This window comes from Actinomadura darangshiensis, from assembly GCF_004349235.1.
Taxonomy (GTDB): Bacteria; Actinomycetota; Actinomycetes; order Streptosporangiales; family Streptosporangiaceae; genus Spirillospora; species Spirillospora darangshiensis.
Window position 1 is genome coordinate 1 of the sequence record NZ_SMKY01000180.1, and the last position, 18,332, is coordinate 18,332.

The 18,332-nt window shown below is 68.6% G+C and carries 20 protein-coding genes and 2 tRNA genes; 14 read left to right on the forward strand and 8 right to left on the reverse strand.

Annotation, left to right across the window (positions count from 1 at the left end):
- Positions 1 to 469, forward strand: a 469-nt coding sequence (locus E1293_RS47805) for an MmyB family transcriptional regulator (protein WP_481726102.1), incomplete at its 5' end; no start/stop codon positions are given.
- 27 nt (positions 470 to 496) lie between these two features.
- Here E1293_RS47805 and E1293_RS30545 read toward each other — a convergent pair.
- Positions 497 to 1,558, reverse strand: coding sequence for a hypothetical protein (locus tag E1293_RS30545; protein WP_132200952.1), 1,062 nt, complete (start codon positions 1,556 to 1,558; stop codon positions 497 to 499).
- Between the two features lie 387 nt (positions 1,559 to 1,945).
- Here E1293_RS30545 and E1293_RS30550 point away from each other — a divergent pair, with 387 nt between their 5' ends.
- The 5 genes from E1293_RS30550 to E1293_RS30575 all read left to right on the forward strand — a co-directional run bounded on the left by E1293_RS30550 (position 1,946) and on the right by E1293_RS30575 (position 7,449).
- Positions 1,946 to 2,782: an LLM class flavin-dependent oxidoreductase gene (locus E1293_RS30550; protein ID WP_132200953.1), complete on the forward strand. Its 837-nt coding sequence runs from the start codon at positions 1,946 to 1,948 to the stop codon at positions 2,780 to 2,782.
- Positions 2,783 to 2,849: 67 nt separating this feature from the next.
- Positions 2,850 to 3,173 carry a YciI family protein gene (locus E1293_RS30555; protein ID WP_132200954.1) on the forward strand — a complete coding sequence of 108 codons (324 nt, stop codon included), beginning with the start codon at positions 2,850 to 2,852 and terminating at the stop codon, positions 3,171 to 3,173.
- On the forward strand, positions 3,170 to 4,411 hold the full coding sequence (locus E1293_RS30560) for an RNA polymerase sigma factor (RefSeq protein WP_132200955.1): 1,242 nt from the start codon (positions 3,170 to 3,172) through the stop codon (positions 4,409 to 4,411). Before E1293_RS30555 ends, E1293_RS30560 begins: the two co-directional genes overlap by 4 nt.
- 266 nt (positions 4,412 to 4,677) lie before the next feature.
- Positions 4,678 to 5,940: an SMI1/KNR4 family protein gene (locus E1293_RS30565; RefSeq protein ID WP_132200956.1), complete on the forward strand. Its 1,263-nt coding sequence runs from the start codon at positions 4,678 to 4,680 to the stop codon at positions 5,938 to 5,940.
- A 750-nt stretch (positions 5,941 to 6,690) separates the two neighbouring features.
- Positions 6,691 to 7,449, forward strand: coding sequence for a spermidine synthase family protein (locus E1293_RS30575; RefSeq protein WP_243716795.1), 759 nt, complete (start codon positions 6,691 to 6,693; stop codon positions 7,447 to 7,449).
- 163 nt (positions 7,450 to 7,612) lie between these two features.
- Here the strand turns inward: E1293_RS30575 and E1293_RS30580 are convergent, their stop codons facing one another.
- Positions 7,613 to 8,185 (reverse strand): SAM-dependent methyltransferase, encoded by a 573-nt coding sequence (locus E1293_RS30580; RefSeq protein ID WP_132200957.1) that lies wholly within the window; start codon positions 8,183 to 8,185, stop codon positions 7,613 to 7,615.
- 15 nt (positions 8,186 to 8,200) lie between these two features.
- Between E1293_RS30580 and E1293_RS30585 the strand changes: the two genes are divergently transcribed.
- Complete coding sequence (locus E1293_RS30585; RefSeq protein WP_132200958.1) at positions 8,201 to 8,674, forward strand: TetR/AcrR family transcriptional regulator; 474 nt, start codon at positions 8,201 to 8,203, stop codon at positions 8,672 to 8,674.
- A gap of 77 nt (positions 8,675 to 8,751) precedes the next feature.
- Here the strand turns inward: E1293_RS30585 and E1293_RS30590 are convergent, their stop codons facing one another.
- Positions 8,752 to 9,411, reverse strand: a complete 660-nt coding sequence (locus tag E1293_RS30590) for a hypothetical protein (RefSeq protein WP_132200959.1) — start codon at positions 9,409 to 9,411, stop codon at positions 8,752 to 8,754.
- Between the two features lie 147 nt (positions 9,412 to 9,558).
- Positions 9,559 to 9,942: a DUF5997 family protein gene (locus E1293_RS30595; RefSeq protein WP_132200960.1), complete on the reverse strand. Its 384-nt coding sequence runs from the start codon at positions 9,940 to 9,942 to the stop codon at positions 9,559 to 9,561.
- A 94-nt stretch (positions 9,943 to 10,036) separates the two neighbouring features.
- Here E1293_RS30595 and E1293_RS30600 point away from each other — a divergent pair, with 94 nt between their 5' ends.
- Positions 10,037 to 10,681: a LysR family substrate-binding domain-containing protein gene (locus E1293_RS30600; protein WP_243716797.1), complete on the forward strand. Its 645-nt coding sequence runs from the start codon at positions 10,037 to 10,039 to the stop codon at positions 10,679 to 10,681.
- A gap of 49 nt (positions 10,682 to 10,730) precedes the next feature.
- On the opposite strand, the gene E1293_RS30605 is transcribed toward E1293_RS30600, so the two are convergent.
- Both E1293_RS30605 and E1293_RS30610 read right to left on the reverse strand, forming a co-directional pair.
- Positions 10,731 to 11,129 carry a hypothetical protein gene (locus E1293_RS30605; protein ID WP_132200961.1) on the reverse strand — a complete coding sequence of 133 codons (399 nt, stop codon included), beginning with the start codon at positions 11,127 to 11,129 and terminating at the stop codon, positions 10,731 to 10,733.
- Between the two features lie 181 nt (positions 11,130 to 11,310).
- Entirely contained in the window at positions 11,311 to 12,519 is a 1,209-nt protein-coding gene (locus E1293_RS30610; RefSeq protein ID WP_207939183.1) for an FAD-dependent monooxygenase, read from the reverse strand.
- A gap of 17 nt (positions 12,520 to 12,536) precedes the next feature.
- On the opposite strand from E1293_RS30610, the gene E1293_RS50295 reads away from it, so the two are divergent.
- On the forward strand, positions 12,537 to 13,865 hold the full coding sequence (locus E1293_RS50295; protein WP_132200963.1) for a LuxR C-terminal-related transcriptional regulator: 1,329 nt from the start codon (positions 12,537 to 12,539) through the stop codon (positions 13,863 to 13,865).
- Between the two features lie 966 nt (positions 13,866 to 14,831).
- Positions 14,832 to 15,455: a site-specific integrase gene (locus E1293_RS30620; RefSeq protein WP_132200964.1), complete on the forward strand. Its 624-nt coding sequence runs from the start codon at positions 14,832 to 14,834 to the stop codon at positions 15,453 to 15,455.
- A gap of 295 nt (positions 15,456 to 15,750) precedes the next feature.
- On the opposite strand, the gene E1293_RS30625 is transcribed toward E1293_RS30620, so the two are convergent.
- A tRNA-Arg gene (locus tag E1293_RS30625) sits at positions 15,751 to 15,834 on the reverse strand.
- 127 nt (positions 15,835 to 15,961) lie between these two features.
- Between E1293_RS30625 and E1293_RS30630 the strand changes: the two genes are divergently transcribed.
- From E1293_RS30630 to E1293_RS30645, 4 genes are all read left to right on the forward strand, one after another.
- On the forward strand, positions 15,962 to 16,261 hold the full coding sequence (locus E1293_RS30630) for a DUF6247 family protein (RefSeq protein WP_132200965.1): 300 nt from the start codon (positions 15,962 to 15,964) through the stop codon (positions 16,259 to 16,261).
- The gene (locus tag E1293_RS30635) at positions 16,258 to 16,515 is read left to right on the forward strand and encodes a hypothetical protein (protein WP_132200966.1); all 258 of its coding nucleotides are present in this window, start codon (positions 16,258 to 16,260) and stop codon (positions 16,513 to 16,515) included. The genes E1293_RS30630 and E1293_RS30635 overlap by 4 nt, the downstream gene beginning before the upstream one ends.
- A 233-nt stretch (positions 16,516 to 16,748) precedes the next feature.
- On the forward strand, positions 16,749 to 17,027 hold the full coding sequence (locus E1293_RS30640) for a hypothetical protein (protein WP_132200967.1): 279 nt from the start codon (positions 16,749 to 16,751) through the stop codon (positions 17,025 to 17,027).
- 180 nt (positions 17,028 to 17,207) lie between these two features.
- Entirely contained in the window at positions 17,208 to 17,954 is a 747-nt protein-coding gene (locus E1293_RS30645) for a tyrosine-type recombinase/integrase (protein ID WP_424923697.1), read from the forward strand.
- Between the two features lie 18 nt (positions 17,955 to 17,972).
- On the opposite strand, the gene E1293_RS30650 is transcribed toward E1293_RS30645, so the two are convergent.
- A tRNA-Arg gene (locus E1293_RS30650) sits at positions 17,973 to 18,046 on the reverse strand.
- Positions 18,047 to 18,332: the final 286 nt, after the last annotated feature.

Consider the following 18,332-nt stretch of genomic DNA (forward strand, 5'->3'; position numbering starts at 1 on the left):
GGACGTCCTGGCCTGGAACCCCCCGGCCGCCGCCCTATTTCTCGACTTCGCCCAGCTCCCCGTCAACCACCGCAACCTGGTCCGCTTGGTGTTCCTGGAGCCTCGCGTCCGCGACCTGTACGCCGACTGGGAGAACGTCGCACTCGACGCCGTCGCCCGCCTGCGCATGGCGGCCGCCACCCACCCCCACGACACACGCCTGACCGCGCTGATCGGCGAGTTGTCCGTCCACGACGAGGACTTCCGCCGCTGGTGGAGCAGCCACACCGTCAAAGCCGCCGACCAGGGCCGCAAAACCCTCGACCACCCCGTCACAGGCCCCTTGGAGCTGGACTGGCAGGCCCTGCAGATCAACGCTCACCGTGACCAGACCCTGGTCGTCTACACCGCCCCGCCCAACTCGTCCGCCGACCAGGCTCTGCGCTTCCTCCACGCCTGGACCCCCGAACTCCGCCCCGACCCAACCTGACCACGCATCCGGTCGGGCGGGCCGGGATCAGGTCACCGGGACGATGTACAGGTGGCTCATCGCCGATCGGTGCGTCGATGTGGAACCGCGCAGGTCGGGCAGGCCGATCGCCGTGCCCTGCACCGCGCCGGCCTCGCCGCCCAGCCAGTCGACGCGCACGTAGGCGTTGAAGACGGGGCCGCAGCCCGGTGTCGTCCACACCTTGAAATGCGGCTTGTACAACGGCACTACGGCGTGGTGCACCGCGTACGGGATCTTCTTGGTGACGGTCGTCGACGCGTCCTTGTGGCAGGTGGCCGTGCCGTCCTTGTTCCACTGATTGATGATCAACGTGAACTGGGCGGTCGACGCACCCTTGCGGTTGCACGTGACGTCGGCCCGGCAAACCGTGTAGTTCACATCGCCGAAGACGCTGAGTTCGCGGAATCCGTCCGGCGCGGTGGTGATCGGCAGCGCGGGCTGCCGCACGCTCAGGTGGGCCGGGGACGAGTCCACCGGCAGGTCGCCGTAGGGCATCTCGTAATCGAGGGGCTTGCCGTTCGCCGCGTTGGCGACCGATGTGTCGGCGAAGCGCAGGGAACCCTCAGCGATCTGCACCGAAGACGGCTGCTTGTAAAGCGAGGCGACCCTCGCGTAAGTCGTGCAGGTGGCCGTGGTGGCCACGCCGGGGTGCAGCAGGAACTTGGTGACGATCCAGGTGTTCTCCCACTGCGGGTTCGCACCCGTGCCGGCGTAGATGTTCTGGCCCATCACCAGGTTCTTGCTGCCGCCCGGCCACGTGCAGCGCACTTCGTTGTCCACCAACGTCAGCACGGTGGCCTCGTTCGCGCGCAACGCCGAGACCACGTACACGGTCTGGTTCGCGGTCATCGCCAGCCGCTGTGTGCCGAGCGCCACGACGTTCTGGTCGATCCCCGTTGCCGGTGGCCGCGGGCCGATGATCTGCTGCGGCTTGAACGTGGCCGACAGCGCGGCGGAAGCCGATTTGGAAACGTTAGCCGAGGTGGGGAACGAAGCCGATACAGAAACGGCCAAAGCGGTCAAACAGGCCAATGTGGCACAGACTGCCACGAGCACAATTCTCTTCATGGGAGCACCCCTCTTTCGGGGTGTGAGCCTAGCCATGTTCTCCGCGCATATGGCTGGGTCACGCGCCATCTCCGCCGAATCCACCCCCAGCGTGCTCAGCACCGTGTCATGCAGCAACCCGAAGATCGGCTTATGTGGTCCCAGGGTTCGTCTGGCCCTGGGTGCGCATGAGGAGGTGGAGTGTGGTGGCCCCGAACTCGTCGCGTGCTCGGGTTGCCGACAGCCGGCTACCGGAAAATCCTCGACAGAATTTTTGGGAGGCGATGTCGGATCGGGGCAGCCGCGTTCGTAGCAAGGGTGAGACGTCGACCGCGCTGCGCTGACCACGGCGCGCGGTCGCACGCCGACAGCATCGGAGCCATCCCAACCACTGACAGGACAGGAACGATGACCGATTCGACGGCAAGTGGCGGAACCAGACCCTTCCGATTCGGGGTCGTTGCCCCGCTCAGAACAGATCTGCCGACGTGGCGAGACCAGGTGCGCCGTATCGCCGACAACGGATACTCCACGCTGCTGATGCCCGACGTCCCGCAATGGCAGCCGGCCCCTGCCCCCACGCTGGCCATCGCGGCCACCCTCACCGACCTGCGAGTCGGCTCGTGGGTGTACGCCTCTCCGCTGCGCCAACCGTGGAGCACCGCTTGGGAAGCGCACTCGCTGTCGGTGCTCACCGAGGGTCGTTTCGAGTTGGGCATCGGCACCGGCAGGCCCGGCATCGAAGACGAACTCCGCGACCTGGGACTGCCCGTCGTCCCACCGGGCGAGCGGCTGGCCCAGGTGCGCGAGACCGTGACGGCGCTGCGTGGTCTCGACGGCGCCGCCCTGCGCACGCCGGTGGTGATGGCCGTGCGCGGGCCGAAGGCCCAGGCACTGGCGGCCGACCTCGCGGACACGGTCGCCTTCGCGCTGATGCCGGGAGACGACCGGGTCGAAAGCACACGGGTGGTGCGCGACTTCCGCACCCTCGCCACCCGGGACATCGAACTCGCGCAGCACGTGGCGGTGATCGGCGACACCGTCGCGCCGTTCATGGCGTCCCCCGACACCGACCCTGCGGCGCTTCGCGCGATGGACTCGCTGGCGGTACTTCCGGACGATCCCGCGGCGGCCGCCGAGGAGATCCAGCGGCGACGGGAGGAACTCGGCATCTCCTACTTCGTCTTCGGTGCCGGCTCCGCCGACGCGCTCGCTCCGGTCGTGGCCGAACTGGCCGGACAATAGACGGGCCGACAGACCGGCAACGGGACGGACGACACGTCGTCCCCCGACCACGGGAGATGATCTTCAGATGCGGTACCTGGTTTCCGTGATCGACGACAAGAGCAATCCGGGCAGCACGGATAGGCAGCCTGCCATCAGCGCGTTCAACGAACGGCTGATCGCCGAGGGCCACTGGGTTTTCGCGGGCGGCCTCGCGGACACCGACGCGGCCACGGTCATCGACAACCGGGGCGAGCAGGCGGTGTTCAGCGACGGGCCCTTCGTGGAGTCCAAGGAGTACCTCGCCGGCGTCTGGGTGTGGGAGGCCCCCGACCTGGACGTGGCGCTCAAGCTCGCCGCCGAGGCGTCCAAGGTCTGCGATCGGAAGATCGAGGTGCGGCCGTTCCTGTGAACGACGGCGACGTCCGGGAGGCGATCACTCGCACCCACCGCGAGGAATGGGGCCGAGTGGTCGCGTCCCTGACAAAGCGTTTCGGTGACCTCGACATCGCCGAGGAGGCGGCGGCCGAGGCGTTCGCGGCCGCCGTCGAGCGGTGGCCGGCCGACGGTGTGCCGCCCAACCCCGGCGGCTGGCTGACCACCACCGCGGGCCGCAAGGCCATCGACCGGATCCGGCGCGAGAACAAACGCGACGACAAGCACAAGGAGGCTCGGATGGTGTACGACGACGACCCGCCCGAGCCTGTCGGCGCCATCGACGACGACCGGCTCCGACTGATCTTCACCTGCTGCCACCCGGCACTGGCCATGCAGACCCGCGTGGCGCTGACGCTGCGCATGGTCGCCGGTCTCACCGTGCCGGAGATCGCCCGCGCCTTCCTCGTGCGGGAGACCACCCTGGAGCAGCGGATCACCCGCGCCAAAGCCAAGATCAAGGCGGCCCGCATCCCTTACCGAGTGCCGTCCGCCGAGGATCTCCCGGCACGCCTGTCCGGCGTACTCGCCGTCCTGTACCTCGTCTTCAACGAGGGCTACCTGGCCACCGGCCCCGGCACCGACCCCCTGCGCCACGACCTGACCGCCGAGGCGATCCGGCTCACCCGCCTGATCCGAGCCCTCCTGCCGGACGATGGCGAGGTGGCCGGCCTGCTGGCGCTGATGCTCCTCACCGAGGCCCGCCACACCGCCCGGGTCTCGGGCGGCGGCGAACTGGTCCCCCTGGCCGAGCAGGACCGCGGGGCCTGGGACGCGTCCCTGATCGCCGAGGGCCACCGGCTGGTACGCGAGCGCCTCGCCGCTGCCGCCGCCGGAGCCGCCCCGGGCCGCTACCAGATCCTCGCCGCGATCAACGCCGTGCACACCTCCGCCCGTGACATCCGCGACACCGACTGGTCACAGATCCTCGCCCTCTACGACCACCTCGTCGGCCTCGACCCCTCACCGGTCATCGCCCTCAACCGGGCCATCGCGGTCGCCGAACTCGACGGCCCGGACGTGGCGCTGGCAGCCGTCGACCGCCTCGACGACAAGCTGGCCGACTATCACGCCTACCACGCCACCCGCGCCGACCTGCTACGCAGGCTGGGCCGAAGCCAGCAGTCACGCGCCGCGTACGACAGGGCCATCGAACTGGCAGGCAACACCGCCGAAACCGCCCACCTGACCCGCCGCCGCGACCAACTGGGCTAACTGCCACAGACCCCGATCGACACCCGGCGACAACCGGATCGGCCCAATACCCGCACGAGGTCGCCAGCCTCCAACAGTCGCCACCGCCCTGCCATCGGCACACCCGGACGAGACGCATGATCACTACCAAGCCCGCCCAGCGGCAGATGAGTGCGATGTCGGGGCCCGGGTCTCGCTGCGCTGCGCCTGCATGAGGGCGCTGGCTCGAGGGCTCGTCGCTGGCCTCGGGTGGATTCGGGGCGCGCCCGACCTCTAGGCTGCGCGGGGTGACGGCCATACCGGACAACGCGCTGCCCGGCCCGCTTTCCGACCGGGAACATCGAGTCCTCGGCGAGGCCGGCTTGGCTCTGTTCGCCGGACGGCTGGTCCTGGACGCGCAGCCGCCGATCGACGACGCGGTACTCGGTGCAGTGGCCGAGCGATGCGCCGGACCGCTGCCCGATCCGCTCATCGCGTTGTGGCGCACCGCCTTTGGCGGACGACTCGACTACGACCTGCGCATTGATCTTGACGGCCAGGACGTCCCGCTGTCGTTCGCGGAGCTGTTCTATCCGGACAGTGACGGCTACCACGACCTGTGGGGCTGGATCGATCACGAGTGCGAACTGGCCGAGGAGAGCCGGCCGGACTGGTCTGGCCGGCTCGTCCACCTTCCGATCGGTGGTTTCGAGTACCTCGAGCGCGTCTACGTGCACACTGCCGCCGGCCCGGACCACGGCGCCGTCGTCTGCTGGCGGCAGGGATTGCCACCCGGATGGGAGCTGTCCACCGGCGACCGTGCCGGACGGATCGCGGACGACCTGCGTGCACTGTTCGGCCGGCTCGTCCTGGATCAGGATCCCTGGGAGGCGCAGGACGGCACGGGCGCAGAGATGCGCGACGCCGTCGATGAACTGGGAGACAGCGGCGACCCGGACGCCCGGTCGGCTGCGGCGAAGCTGCGCCGGCTCGTCCAGGCGACCGTGCTCGACTGGCGCGGCGCGCTGGACGAGGGCACGCTCGCCGCGCAGCGCCGGCTCCGGCGTCTGGCCCTGGAACGGGCGGCGGCCGACGACGATGTGGCGCTGCTCGCGCGGCTGGTGGCGATGGGCTGTGATCCGGCGGAGGAGGTCGGCAGCGGGCTGAGCCCGCTCGAGGTGGCCCTGCTCCATCGGGCCTGGGCGGTCATCCCGTGGCTCCTCGAACAAGGTGTCCCGGTCGAGAACTCCCTGCGGGTCGGCGCACACGCCGTCGACGCGGATCTTGCCCGGACCCTCCTTGATCGAGGCGCGTCGATCGATGCTGGCACGGTGACGCGGGCGTTGGAGAACGACGATGCGGAGGTCGTGTATCTGCTGTCCCGCGCCGTGCAGCCAGACGAGGGACTCGCTCGGCTCGGACCGCGGCTGCGGATGTTGGCCGCCCAGGCCGCGCTCGCCGGCGGCCGTCTGACGGCCCAATCCGACGAAACGGCTGCCGAGCGTGAGCAGCGCCGGTCTTCGGTGCTGACAGAGCTCGCGGACCGATTCGACCCCGACCGCCGCACCTGACCGCGCACCCGGGCTGGTGAACACCATCAGCACATCGCCGCCCCAGTTGCCCGCGCAGTTGGCTGTCCCAGGTGGACTGGGCGTGGGCCACTGCGGCGACCACGGCTGATAATCGTCGGTGGATCGCTTACCGTGCGCATTGCCCAGACGACCAGAGCCGTATGCGGCATAAGCGGACGTCGTCTGGAGACGATCCTTGGTGCGGACCAGCGCCATGGTCGCCATTTGCGAATGATCGGGTCGGGTCCGCCCCTCGGTTCGGTGCTTGTGACGCAGAAACGTTACGAGGATTTGTCGCTCACGAGCCTGGTAACGACCCAGCGATGCTTGCCGATCATCCGGGCCCGAGTGAATCCCAGCGACTCGTAGGTCGACAGTGCACCGTTGTACAGGAACCCGGCGGCCACCGCGTCGGCAGGTTCGGGATATCCCTCCACGGCCCCCCGCCGAGGATCGCGATCATCTCCAGCGCCCCGGCCAGCGCGGCGGCGGCACACCTTTGGCGCCGGTGCCCTTTGCCGACGCCTTCGGGATGAAATCCCATGCACCTGTGGGCCGCGCAGGTCACATCGTCCGTCCCGGCGGCAGTCGTCGGCGAACCGCCGATTTGAGGCGACATCAGCCGTCGGCTTGATCTGCGATGCCGTCCCACGCTCCGCAGAGCGGTAGCGTCAGCGGCGGCCGGACTGACCGGGGCGTTCCGGGGTCGTGACCGCGCGGCGACCGGCCGGACGTCCATGGAATTTGCGGATGCGGCAGACGGAGAACGGAGGGGTGCGTGTGAGCGCGCGTTTCGAGGAGATCGACTGGCGTCAGACGGCCAAGGGCGCCATCAGCCTGCGGCGTCGGCGAGACCCGGCCTCGGGCACCGAGGTGTACGAGGTCAAGCTCGACGATGACTTCCTCATGTCCAGTCAATTCACGGCGGGGGAGATCGCGCTGGCCCGGCTCGGCCTGGAGCCGCTGGCGGACACCCACCTCGACGTGATCGTGGGCGGGCTGGGTCTCGGGTACACCGCCCATGCCGTGCTGGAAGACCCGCGTGTGCGCTCGCTCACCGTCGTGGAAGCACTCGATGAAGTGATCGGATGGCACCAACGACATCTGGTGCCCCTGGGCGCAGACCTGACGTCTGATCCTCGTTGCCGTCTCCTCCGTGCCGACTTCTTCTCCCTCGCCGCCGATCCCCACGGCTTCGATCCAGGCATTCCGGGACGCCGCTTCCACGCCATCGTCGTCGATATCGATCACTCGCCGCGGCATGTACTCGACCCCGCCCATGCGCCCTTCTACGAGCTCGGTGGCCTGCGCGGGCTCACCGGCCGGCTCCACCCTGGCGGTGTGTTCGCCCTATGGTCCAACGACCCGCCGGATGAACACTTCAATGACATACTCGCCCAGGCGTTTTACGCTTCACAAGCACATGTCGTCGAATTCCACAACCCTTTCCAAAATCGGACCGCGACCAACACGGTCTACGTCGCAAGGACGCAACCCGCCCAGGCGTAACGCTGGCCGACCGATCTGCGGCTTGTGCGGGCGTTGGTGTTACGACCGGACGCGGCGATGCCACCTGCCGCGCACCGATACCGACACCGGCGGCACAGCGCTCACCCGGGCTACCGGGTCCACCGATGCCGATCCGGGCACACGTCGTCGGGAGAAGTGGATGCTATTTCGTGGTCTTGTTGAGGGCACCGCTGACAAATAGCACGTCCGCCATGCGCAGGTCGTCGTCCTTGATAGGCGGAAGGTCGTTGGCAGCGAGCAGATCTCGGACGGTGATGGTGTTCAGCGTCCAGCCGCAGTCGGTCAGGTAGGAAGCCGCTTCGTTGCGCTCACCGAAATAGCGCAGCCGCACGTGGTCGAGATCGAAACCGTGCGCACGCCAGTGTTCGGAGATGCGGTGCAGGCCTTCCTTCGTCTGGTCCTCGTCGCCTGGTCGGGGGTTGGGCCTGCTTTCGGTGGCCACCCGGCTTCCCAGCGCGCTGAGTTCGGTGATGGAGTCCAGCAAGCTGTCCTGCGCCTCGGGCGGCAGGTAGCCCAGCAGGCCCTCGGCGCTCCACGCGGCCGGCCGGGCCGGGTCGAATCCGGCGGTGCGCAGTGCGGCGGGCCAGTCGTCGCGCAGATCGACCGCGACCACTCGCCGGTCGGCGGAGGGTGCGGCGCCCAACTCTGTCAGTGTCCGGGTCTTGAACTCGATGACCTGCGGCTGGTCGACCTCGTACACCACGTCTACCGCCATTTCCCCACCAAGGAGATGCTGGTCGCTGAGGCGTTCACCGACCAGATGCTGGCATGGCGATCCATCCTCGACGAAGGGCTCGCCGACCCTGATCCCTGGCACGGCTTCTGCGTCACGGTTGAGAAATTGTGTGAGCTGCAAGCACGCGACCGCGGCTTCATCGCGGTCTTCAAGTCCGCCTTCCCGCGCGCGATGGATTTCACCGCGAACCGCTCTTCCTCGCTGACCTCCGCAGCCGAACTGATCCGCCGCGCCAAGGACGCCGGACGCCTGCGCCCCGACGCCGTCCTGGACGACCTCATCCTCATGATCATGGCCAACGGCGGGATCCGCGCGAGTACGCCGTCAGCAGGAATCGCGGCCTCCCGGCGCTTCGCCGCACTCATGATCCAAGCGTTCCAAGCCTCACCAGCGCCCTCGCCGCTGCCGCAACTGACGTCTGCGGTGCCGGTACCTCGACGCAGGCCACCAGGCGGAATTACAGGATGATCGAGGGTCGAACGCCCGGCCATCGGCAGATCCGCGCGGCGACGCGGATCGCCGGCGGTTCCCGGTGTCTGCTCGGCCTACTGGTGCCGCCAGGCAGCAGCGCATACCTCTATCCAGGTCGCGAGGTCGGGCACATTATTGATCGTGAGCAGCGAGTATGGCGGGGAGCCGTCCAGTGGTGTGACATCTTGGAACGCGTGGTCCGGTGCGAAGAGAAGTAGCCGACCGTTGTCACGATGCGCCAGTGTCAGATTCCCGTTCGCCTCTACGGCGACGGTGTAGTACTCATCCGGGTTGATGGAAACCTTCAGGCCGTCGCCTTCCCAGAGCCACGCATAGTCGGTCAGGACGTCCGCGATTCGGACCCGTGTCGCATCAGCCGTGAGCACCTCGTCCTGGTTGTTCCACCAGGTGGCGGGCTCACCAAATTTCTCGACGATCCCGCCGCAGAGCTTCCAGAAGCTCTTGTGCGTCTTCGCAACGGATTCGCCGTCCGCGTCCTCGGGCGGGTGGCTGAGCCATCCTCGTCGATCGTCCGGTGGTCCCCATGCCAGCAACTCGTAGGCAGTGTCTCCCACGGAGATGGGGGTGAGAGTCGTCGAGTCCAGCAGCGCGGACAGCTCCGGCAGGTCTTCAGCCGATCCGCGGGTCCACGGCTGTGCCTCGCCCACTGCGACGCTTTCTCCGGGGTGGAGGAACCATGAAACCTCCCGGAGGAACAGCTCCCAGTCGCTCATGCCCCGATGATGGCAGGCCCGCTCTTGTCCGCCGATCAGGAAGCCCGCGAGACCGCGCATCGGCTACGTCACCGAGCAGGGCACCATCACCTGCCGCTCGCGAAATCAACGCGCTCCTGCCAACCGGCGGCCGAGGGATCGCGTGAGTCAGGCCTTGGCGCGCTGCTCCTTGAGGCGGAGGTTCTCTTTGCGGACTTCGGCTTGGATGGCCTGCTCGCGTCCCAGCCAGTCGGGGTTCTCCGCCTTCAGGTTCTCGATCTCGGCCGTGGTGAGGGGGCCTGTGATGCCGGCGCGGGCCAGACCTGAGGCGGAGACGCGGAGCTTGGCGGCGATGACCTGGCGTGGGTGAGGGCCCTCGCGGCGCAGGTCGGCGAGCCACGAGGGCGGGTCGGCTTGGAGCGCGTTCAATTCGTCCCGGGAGACGGGGCCTTCCTGGAACTCGGCGGGCGCTGCCGACAGCAGGATCCCCAGCTTCTTGGCCGCGGTCGCGGGTTTCATGGTCTGCGGCGTCTTCGCCTTGGACGTGCTCATGATCTCAAGGGTAACCAGCGGGAGGAGGCCACCTGGGCGTGACTAGGCTGAAGAAGTGACCAATGGTGAGTTCCGGCTGGCCTACGCGCCGGGGGTGACGCCCGCGAAGTGGGCGGGGGTGTGGGCCGAGCGGGTGCGTGAGGTGCCGCTTCGGCTGGTGCAGATGCCCGCCGCCGAGATCGTCCCCCTGCTGCGGGACGGTGGTGTGGACGCGGCGTTCGTGCGCCTGCCCGTCGACCGCACGGCCCTTCATGTGATCCCGCTGTACCTGGAGACGACCGTGGTGGTGGTGCCGAAGGATCACGCCGTGGCCGCGGTGGAGGAGGTGGAGCTTGCCGATCTCGCCGACGAGGACGTGTTCGAACCGCTCGACGACGTCTTGGCCTGGGGCGACCGCCCCGGGCAGCCTGCCTTCACCCGTCCTGAGAACACCGCTGACGCGATCGAGTTGGTGGCGTCAGGAGCCGGCGTCCTGCTGCTCCCGCAGTCTCTGGCCCGCCTCCACCACCGCAAAGACCTCACATACCGCACCGTGACCGACGCTCCTCAGTCCCAGATCGGCCTGGCCTGGCTCGAGGCCGAGACGACCGACCTCATGGAGGAACTGATCGGCATCGTCCGCGGCCGCACTCTCAACAGCTCCCGTGGCCGCAAACCGCAACAGCAGCCCACCGGTAAGAAGCCACCGCTGAAGCGCTCCACCCCCAAGCGTCGCCGCCAAACGCGCCGCCGGACGTGAAGAGGACCATGCCTGGCGCCTTGGCGCTAGTGATCGTCCCGCGCTGTGATCAGGCTTGGTGGTCGCGGGGTGGAAGCGCGAAGACGTCACCGCGAAGACAGTCACTCCTTGGTTCGGGCGACAAGGGAGCCGGTTCGCCGAGGACGATCTGCGCGCGCCACCCACCGATCGCGAGCCCGTAGGCGGCGTGATCGGAGAGCCGGTCGTCGGCTGCGTCGCCGAACAGGCCAGCGTGCTCAAGAATGACGAACAATGCGTCTGCGGCGCAGGTCACCGTCCCGGCGGCTTCGTCGGCACTCGTGTCCGGATTGAGTTCGCGGTAAATGCGGCGCGCGACCGTGAGGAGACGGTCGGCGTCGGTCACCGTGAAATCGTGCCGCAGCCGCAAGGACAGGGCCATCCCGTCGGCGAGCGGATCGTCCCCGATCGTGTTGTCATCGCTCGACATGCCGACACGGTATCGAGCACGCCGACGGGACCAGAACCGAAGGATGGATCGTGATCCCCTACTGGGACACTGGAACGAGTCGGCCCATGGCACCGCCCCACAACGCGATCTGCGGCATGAGCGGAGGTCGTCCGGCGGTGGCCCACCGAAGCGTGGTCCCTCTCGACACGTTATGTGACACCTACGACTTGGCCGACGAGGTGATCGGCGATCCGGCCGGGGCTGCGGAGTCCGGCACCCCCGCGTAGTCGGGCAGCTCGATGCCGTTGATCGCGCGCCCGACCAGCTCGGTGAACCATTCGCCGGCGAAATCGGGGCGCGGCTCGGCGTCTGGCCCGGGGACGTCGCGGCTGCGGGCGTTCAACCGGCCGATCTCCTGGTTGGCCTCGACGAACGAGCGCATCCGCGCCTCGTAGCGGGCGAACCCGGCGTCGGGGTCCCATCCGGCGGCGGCCAGCTCTCCGGCCAGCAGGTAGGCGCCGACCAGGGCCAGCCCGGTGCCCTGCCCGGACATCGGCGAGGAGCTGAACGCCGCATCCCCGAGCAGCACCACCCGTCCACTCGACCAGCGGTCCATCACCACCTGGGCGACCTGGTCGAGGTAGAAGTCCGGGGTGTCGTCCAGGTGCGCGAGGATGTCGTGGGTCAACCAGCCCAGGCCCGCCATCCGCTCACGCAGCAGGACCTTCTGGGCCGCGACGTCACGGTAGTCGACGTCGAAGTCGGCCGAGGCGAAGTAGAACATGGCCATCGCCCGGGTGGCGTCCTGGATGGGCCGCAGGAGGGCAGAGCGCCCGGACTCCTGGTCCTGGTGCTCGAGCAGCCAGCGGTCCAGCCCGAACTCGTTGGGCACACTGTAGAAGGCCAGCACCTGCCCGAGGTGGCGGAGGAACCGCTTACGCGGCCCGAAGACCATCGCTCGCAGCTCCGAGTGCAGCCCGTCGGCCCCGACCACCAGGTCGAAGCGCCGCCGGTCGCCGCCCGCGAAGACCACGTCGACCCCGTCCGCGTCCTGGGCGAGCCCGGCGATTCGGTCGCCGAAGACGTACTCGACGCCGCCGCGGGTGTCGTCGTAGAGCACCTGGGCCAGGTCCCCGCGCAGGATCTCGATGTCCGCGATGAACCCGTCGCCACCGTCGTCGTCGGCACGGAAGGTCTCCAGCACTTGCCCGTCCGCGTCCACGGTGTGCGCGCCGGCGGTGTCGGTGCACGCCGCGCGCACCGCCGCGTCCAGCCCCATGCGCCCGATGACCTCTCTGGCGACCCCGCGCGCGTCCACCGCCTGCCCGCCAGGACGCAGCTCGGGAGCCCGCTCCACCACGGTCACCTCGGCCCCCCGCCGGCGCAGCCAGTGGGCCAGCGCGGGTCCCGCGATGCTCGCCCCCGCCACCAACACCCTGGGAGCGGGTGCTGGCCGAGCTGGCAACATCCCAGCGCAACCACCGTAGGCTCGCGCCCGCCCGGGCGACGGCCGAGGAGGCGCTGGAGATCGGACGCCGCACGGGCGACCGTGCCGTCCAGGCGCACGCGCTTGTCACGCTCGCCGCGCTGGCCGCCGCGAACGCGGACCTGGCCACCGCGAACGACCTGTTCGACCAGGCCGGCGCGGCCGCCTCCGCCGCGGGCGCGCATGACACCCGGTTGCTCGTGGCGGTCACCCAGTCCGACACCCTGGAGGCCGCCGGCGAGCACGTCCGAGCGGCGCGGGCCGCGCGGCAGAGCATGGCCCTGGCCGACAGTCTGGGGCTGGCGCGCACTCGCGGGACGCTCTTGGCGCCGAACCTGTCCGAGTCGCTGCTGTCGCTCGGCCGCTGGCCCGAGGCGACGCAGGTCAACCGGGACGCGCTCCGCCTGGCGCCACCGCCGCTCTATCGGGCGTACCTGCAGATCATCCAGGCGACCATCGACCTCAGACGCGGAGACACCGACCAGGCCCGAGCGGCAGCCGAGCAGGCCAGAGCCGCGATGCGCGGCCACAACCGTGGCGAGGAGTCGTGTCTGGAGCCCGACCTGCTGGACTGCCGGCTGGCCCAGATCAAACAGGACTCCGGCGCCGTCGCCGCGATCACCGGGCACGTCCTTGATGATCACGATCTGCCGGTCGGCCCCCGGTACGGCTGGCCCCTGCTGGTCACCGCCGTGCAGAGACTGAACGACCACCGGCAGGCCGAGGGCCTGATCCAGCAGCTGGTCGACTGGAGCAAAAAGCTCCCGGTCACCGGCCGGCTCCAGCGGGCGTACCGGCTGACGTTCGACGCCGAAATGAGCCACGAAAACATCGACGCATGGCCCCAGGCGATAACGGCGTGGCGCGAGCTTGAGCAGCCCTACGCCCTGGCGGAGACGCTGCTCCGCGCCGCCCACGCCGCGGTGTCCACCCGGAACAGAAAGCAGGCGACCGTCTTCCTTACCGAAGCCGCGTCGATCGCGACCGATCTAGGGGCGAAGCCGCTGCGCACCGAGATCGAGAAGCTGGCCGAACGGTCCCGACTGCCGGTCAAAGCGACCGCCTCGCCTGCCCGGAAAGAGACCCCGGCCGGCCTCACCAACCGTGAACTCGAGGTACTGGAGCTGCTGGCAGCCGGACTAAGTAACCGCCAGATCGGCGAGCACCTGTTCATCTCCGCCAAGACCGCCGGCGTCCACGTATCCAACATCCTGGCCAAGCTGAGGGTGACGACCCGCCTGGAAGCCTCCACCTGGGCCCACCGAACACACCTCTTCGATCAAAAATGACCGCCGGCCCCACAGCGTTCGGGTAACCCGCAACACCCCTGTCCTCGGGCACCGGAACATGCGTTGATTCCCTGCCGCCCCCTGCCAGGGGGCGAGGGGAGGAGGCCGCAGGGGATGGCCCGCCCGCTGGAGGGACGGAAGCCGATGTCAGACCGAGTTCGACCCACTGGAGTTGTTGTACGTTCTCCGCTCTTCGGCATGAGCGGGCGGCTCGGTTTGACGGCGGCAGGCACGCGCGGGGGATTGCTGTCAGTGGCCGAGGTAGTTGCTGGCGGCGGTGATGCATGCGGTTCGGCGGGTGGTTTCGTGGGGGAATCGTCGGCTGCATTCGGCGCGTAGCCACGCCGGTGCCCTGCGAGGGTGGTGCCCTTTGCTGGCGCGTGGCTGGGGATGATGTGGCGCGGGGTGTTCGTGCTCGTCTCGGCGAGGTGGCTGTGGCGTTGGAGTATTCCGGGGGCCGGAGGCTGACGGAGCGTGTGGGGGGTGCGTTTCGGGTGGAGATTGATCGTTCGGCGGCATGCCGCGGCTGGTGCTGCGGTCGGCTGGTCCGGCCCGGATGCGTGGGTGTGAGGGTTTGGGCGGCCGGGGACGGAAGGGCTGCTGAGCGGCCGGCCCGGCGACCTCGCATCGGATCCGCGCCACGCTGCGCGCCGTTCTTAATCAGGCGATCCGGGAACGGCGCATTGATCTCAACGTCGCCTCCCTGATCGAACGGCCCTCCGGCCGCCGCCCCAAGGCACTGGTGTGGACACCCGAACGTGTCCGCCAATCGCGCCACGCCCGCGAAGCGTTCATCGACACCAAGAGCCGCCTCCGAGGAGCGAAGGTACGCAGCGGCCGCGTCAAAACGATGGACGCCTATGTGCGCCCGCCGCGGCCCTCCCCGGTCATGATGTGGACATCTGAACAGACCGGGTCTTCCTCGACCGCGCGGCCCGGCACCGGCCGTACGGGCTCTATCACCTCATCGCGTTCCGGGGGCTGCGGCGGGATGAGGCGTGCGGGTTGCGGTGGGCTGATGTCGACCTGGACGAAGGCACCATCCGGGTCCGGTGGCAGATCACCCAGATTGGCGGCCACACCGAACAAGGCCGCCCCAGAGCTGAAGCCGGAGAACGACAGGTCACTCTCGACCAGCACACCACCAAGCAACTGGCCGCTCACCGCACCGGACAGAACCAGGAACGCCTGGCTGCGGGCTACACCTGGAACGACACCGGGTTCGTCTTCACCCAACCCGACGGGACCCCGCTGGCGCCCATGGCCGTCTCCGAACAATTCCTGCTCCTGACCATGGAGGCTGGCCTCCCGCCCGTTCGGCTGCATGACCTTCGGCACGGCGCCGCCACCATCCTGCTGCGCGCCGGACACGACCTGAAAGTCGTCCAAGAGACGCTGGGATTGTCATCGATCACCATTGCCTCCGACACCTACACCAGCGTCCTGCCCGACCTGGCCCGCCAATCCGCAGAGGATGCCGCTGCCGTCATCCTCAACGCCCGCACCGGAACCGAGCCGGACGAAACGACAGCAGCCAGGCCGCGTCGTCCACCTAACCCACAGGCCGAGCCGATGACCGGCGTGAGTTGACCATCGGATTCACGACACCGGGGTCCGCGCCCAGAGCGGCTTCCGGGCGCGGACCCCGGCCCGTGTTCGGCGGCGTAACAGGCAGGTGGAAGGCCGACAACCGCCTGTACGGCGTCGTTCTGGTGGTCGCCGGATGTCTACGCCCAGAGCAGCGGCTGGGCGGGCGGCCGCTGCTGATTCGCCAGGGCTGCGGCGACACGGGCGCGACAGCCGAGCGAACATCGAGCGAACACGGGGACATATCAGGACAGGATTTTGGATCTTGGCAGTGGTAAGACTGCAGGTCAGACGGGGGCGCGCCCGGCAGGATTCGAACCCGCGACCGTCGGATTAGAAGTCCGAAGCGGTCAGGCGGCTCCGTGCCCTTGTTGACCTGCGCCTACTTTCCGGCGGGACGGCGCTCCACGCAAGATCATTCCGTACATACTCCGGATCTTGCTCGGAGGCCGCCGCTTGCTCCGCGGGAGTCTCCGTGCGGCCTGCGGCTCACAGGTAGATTGGACACTATGACCGCTCAGCCCGAGGAGCCGACCGCGCCGCACGATCCTGGCGAGGATCCGGCTGCGATCTTCGATGCGCTTCCGCCGGCGCATCGTGACCAGTTCCGGGCCGAGTATGACGAGGCGCTCGACGCCGCGCACGACCTGGTCCGTTTCAAGCAGGTCCAAACCCTCCTTCGGCAGTGGCGCCTACGTGCCATCGCCTACGGCCGTCCCGGATACGACGAGGCGGTACAGGACGCCTTGCAGGGCAGGGAAGAAAGCTTCGTTCGCTACACGCCGCCTGGCTGGGAAGGCCGGGTGTGACGTACCGCTGGGACGGCTTCCACGGCCGTGCGCTGTACGAGCTCAACGGACTGCCCAACGAAGTCCGCGACGGCCCACTACTTGAGCGCCTCCTCGATCTCCTGGAGACCCCGTGGGACGCGGTACCGGAACGGCCAGGCCAGACAGCCGTCCGACATGCCTTCTTCGGCGCCAACAGCGAAGGCATGCTCACGCTGCTGATCGATGACGAGGTTGAGACGCTGCGCATCATCGACATCCTGTGGATGGGATAGCGGCGTAGCCGCTGTTCTGCCCCCAACTTTCCTCCCCCCGGCCCAACGAGACCTGCACTTAGTGGCGGACGGGTTCTGTCAAGGGTGGCGCAGCCATCACGTAGTGACGCCCGTAGGGCGCCCTTGACGGATTCCGTTCGCCGCCATCCTCAAGCCATCGGGTCGGGGGGAGCCCCGCACCCTTCCAGTTCAACTTGTGACGGCCTGTCTGTGGGGCCTGCTGGAATGCGGGGATGAGTGAACATCCTCAACTGGTCACGCAGTTGCTCTCGGCAGTGGTCGCGTACACGTGGTTCTTCGAGACCTGCGACGAGACGGTGTTGGACGACGACACGGCGCTCAAACAGCAGGAGTACGCCGGTTACCTTCTCAATCAGCTCTCCGATGCGGACAAGCGGCGGGTTGCTGACGAGCTGGCGATCCTAGCGGCGAGTGAGACGGACCCGGCGTACCGAGAGTTCGTGGAGACGTTCGCCTTCGCCATGGGCCTGGTGGAATCCGAGGAGGGCTGAGGCGGTGGCGCGACCCGGCGGCGAGCGGTTGGAGCGGGGCCGGCGGACGTGGCGCGATGCGCGGCCCAGCGCGGTCGTCCGGTGACCGGCGCCCACGCCGCACGCTCCGGGCGGCCAGGCGCGGGGCCGCGCAGCGGCCTGAGCGCCGCCGCCCCTTGACTGCGGGCGATGTTCGCGTGCATGTACTTCGCCGGTCTTCGTCCGGCTGAGGCTGCGGGTCTGCGGCGGCAGGACTGCGAACTTCCGGCAACTGGCTGGGGCCTGATCACGGTCAAGAAGACCCGGCCGCAGGCCAACAAGCGATACACCGACTCGGGGGAGACCTTCGACGATCGGGGCCTCAAGCATCGGGAGGGCGACATCGTGCGGCCGGTCCCGATCCCTCCTGAGCTGGTGGCGCTTCTCCGGGAACACCTCGACGCCTTCGGGACGGCTGAGGACGGGCGGTTGTTCGTCACCGGTGGCGGTCAGTCGTTCTCCGGGTCGGCCTATGCGCAGGTCTGGAAGCGGGCTCGCGGCCTGGCGCTGACTCCCGATCAGGTCGAGTCCCCGTTGGCGGCGCGGCCGTACGACCTACGGCATGCGGCGGTATCGCTGTGGCTCAACGCGGGTGTCCATGCCCCCGAAGCGGCGGAACGCGCTGGTCACGGGGTCGACGTGATGTTGCGTGTTTACGCTAAGTGCATCGACGGGCAACGCGACGTCGCCAACCAGCGTATCGAGGACGCGTTGGTGTTATCGGCAACTACCGTGGAGAGGCTCCGGAGTATTCCGGGGCCTCTCTCCGCTTCTGGGCTGACCTGCGCAAACGCGGCCCAAGTCATTCCGCGTATATTCCGGGAACAGTGCCGCGTGGCTGCGTTCGGTGGCATCTGGCTGCATCCGGCCGATCTGACGCAAGAAGTGTTCTCGCAGGTCAGAGGCTAGATGGCCTGGTTGTGGAGGCGCGCCCGGCAGGATTCGAACCCGCGACCGTCGGATTAGAAGTCCGATGCTCTGTCCAGCTGAGCTACGGGCGCTCGGCGCCCGGCGGGACGCCGGGACACAGTGTAAGGGTGCGCGTCCTCCGGCTCCACATCTATAACGCCGTCACCAGGGGTGGGCGGGGGTTCTATCTTTGGATGCTGTGGTCGTGGACTTTGAGGTGCCGCTCTCCGGCGGGGACGTGTCGGACGGTGTGGTGCGGGTCGGGGAGACGGTGCGGCGGCCGTTGCGGGCGCATAGTCCGGCGGTGCACGGGTTGCTGCGGCATCTGGAGGCGGTCGGGTTCGACGGGGCGCCGCGGGTGCTCGGGGTCGATGGGCG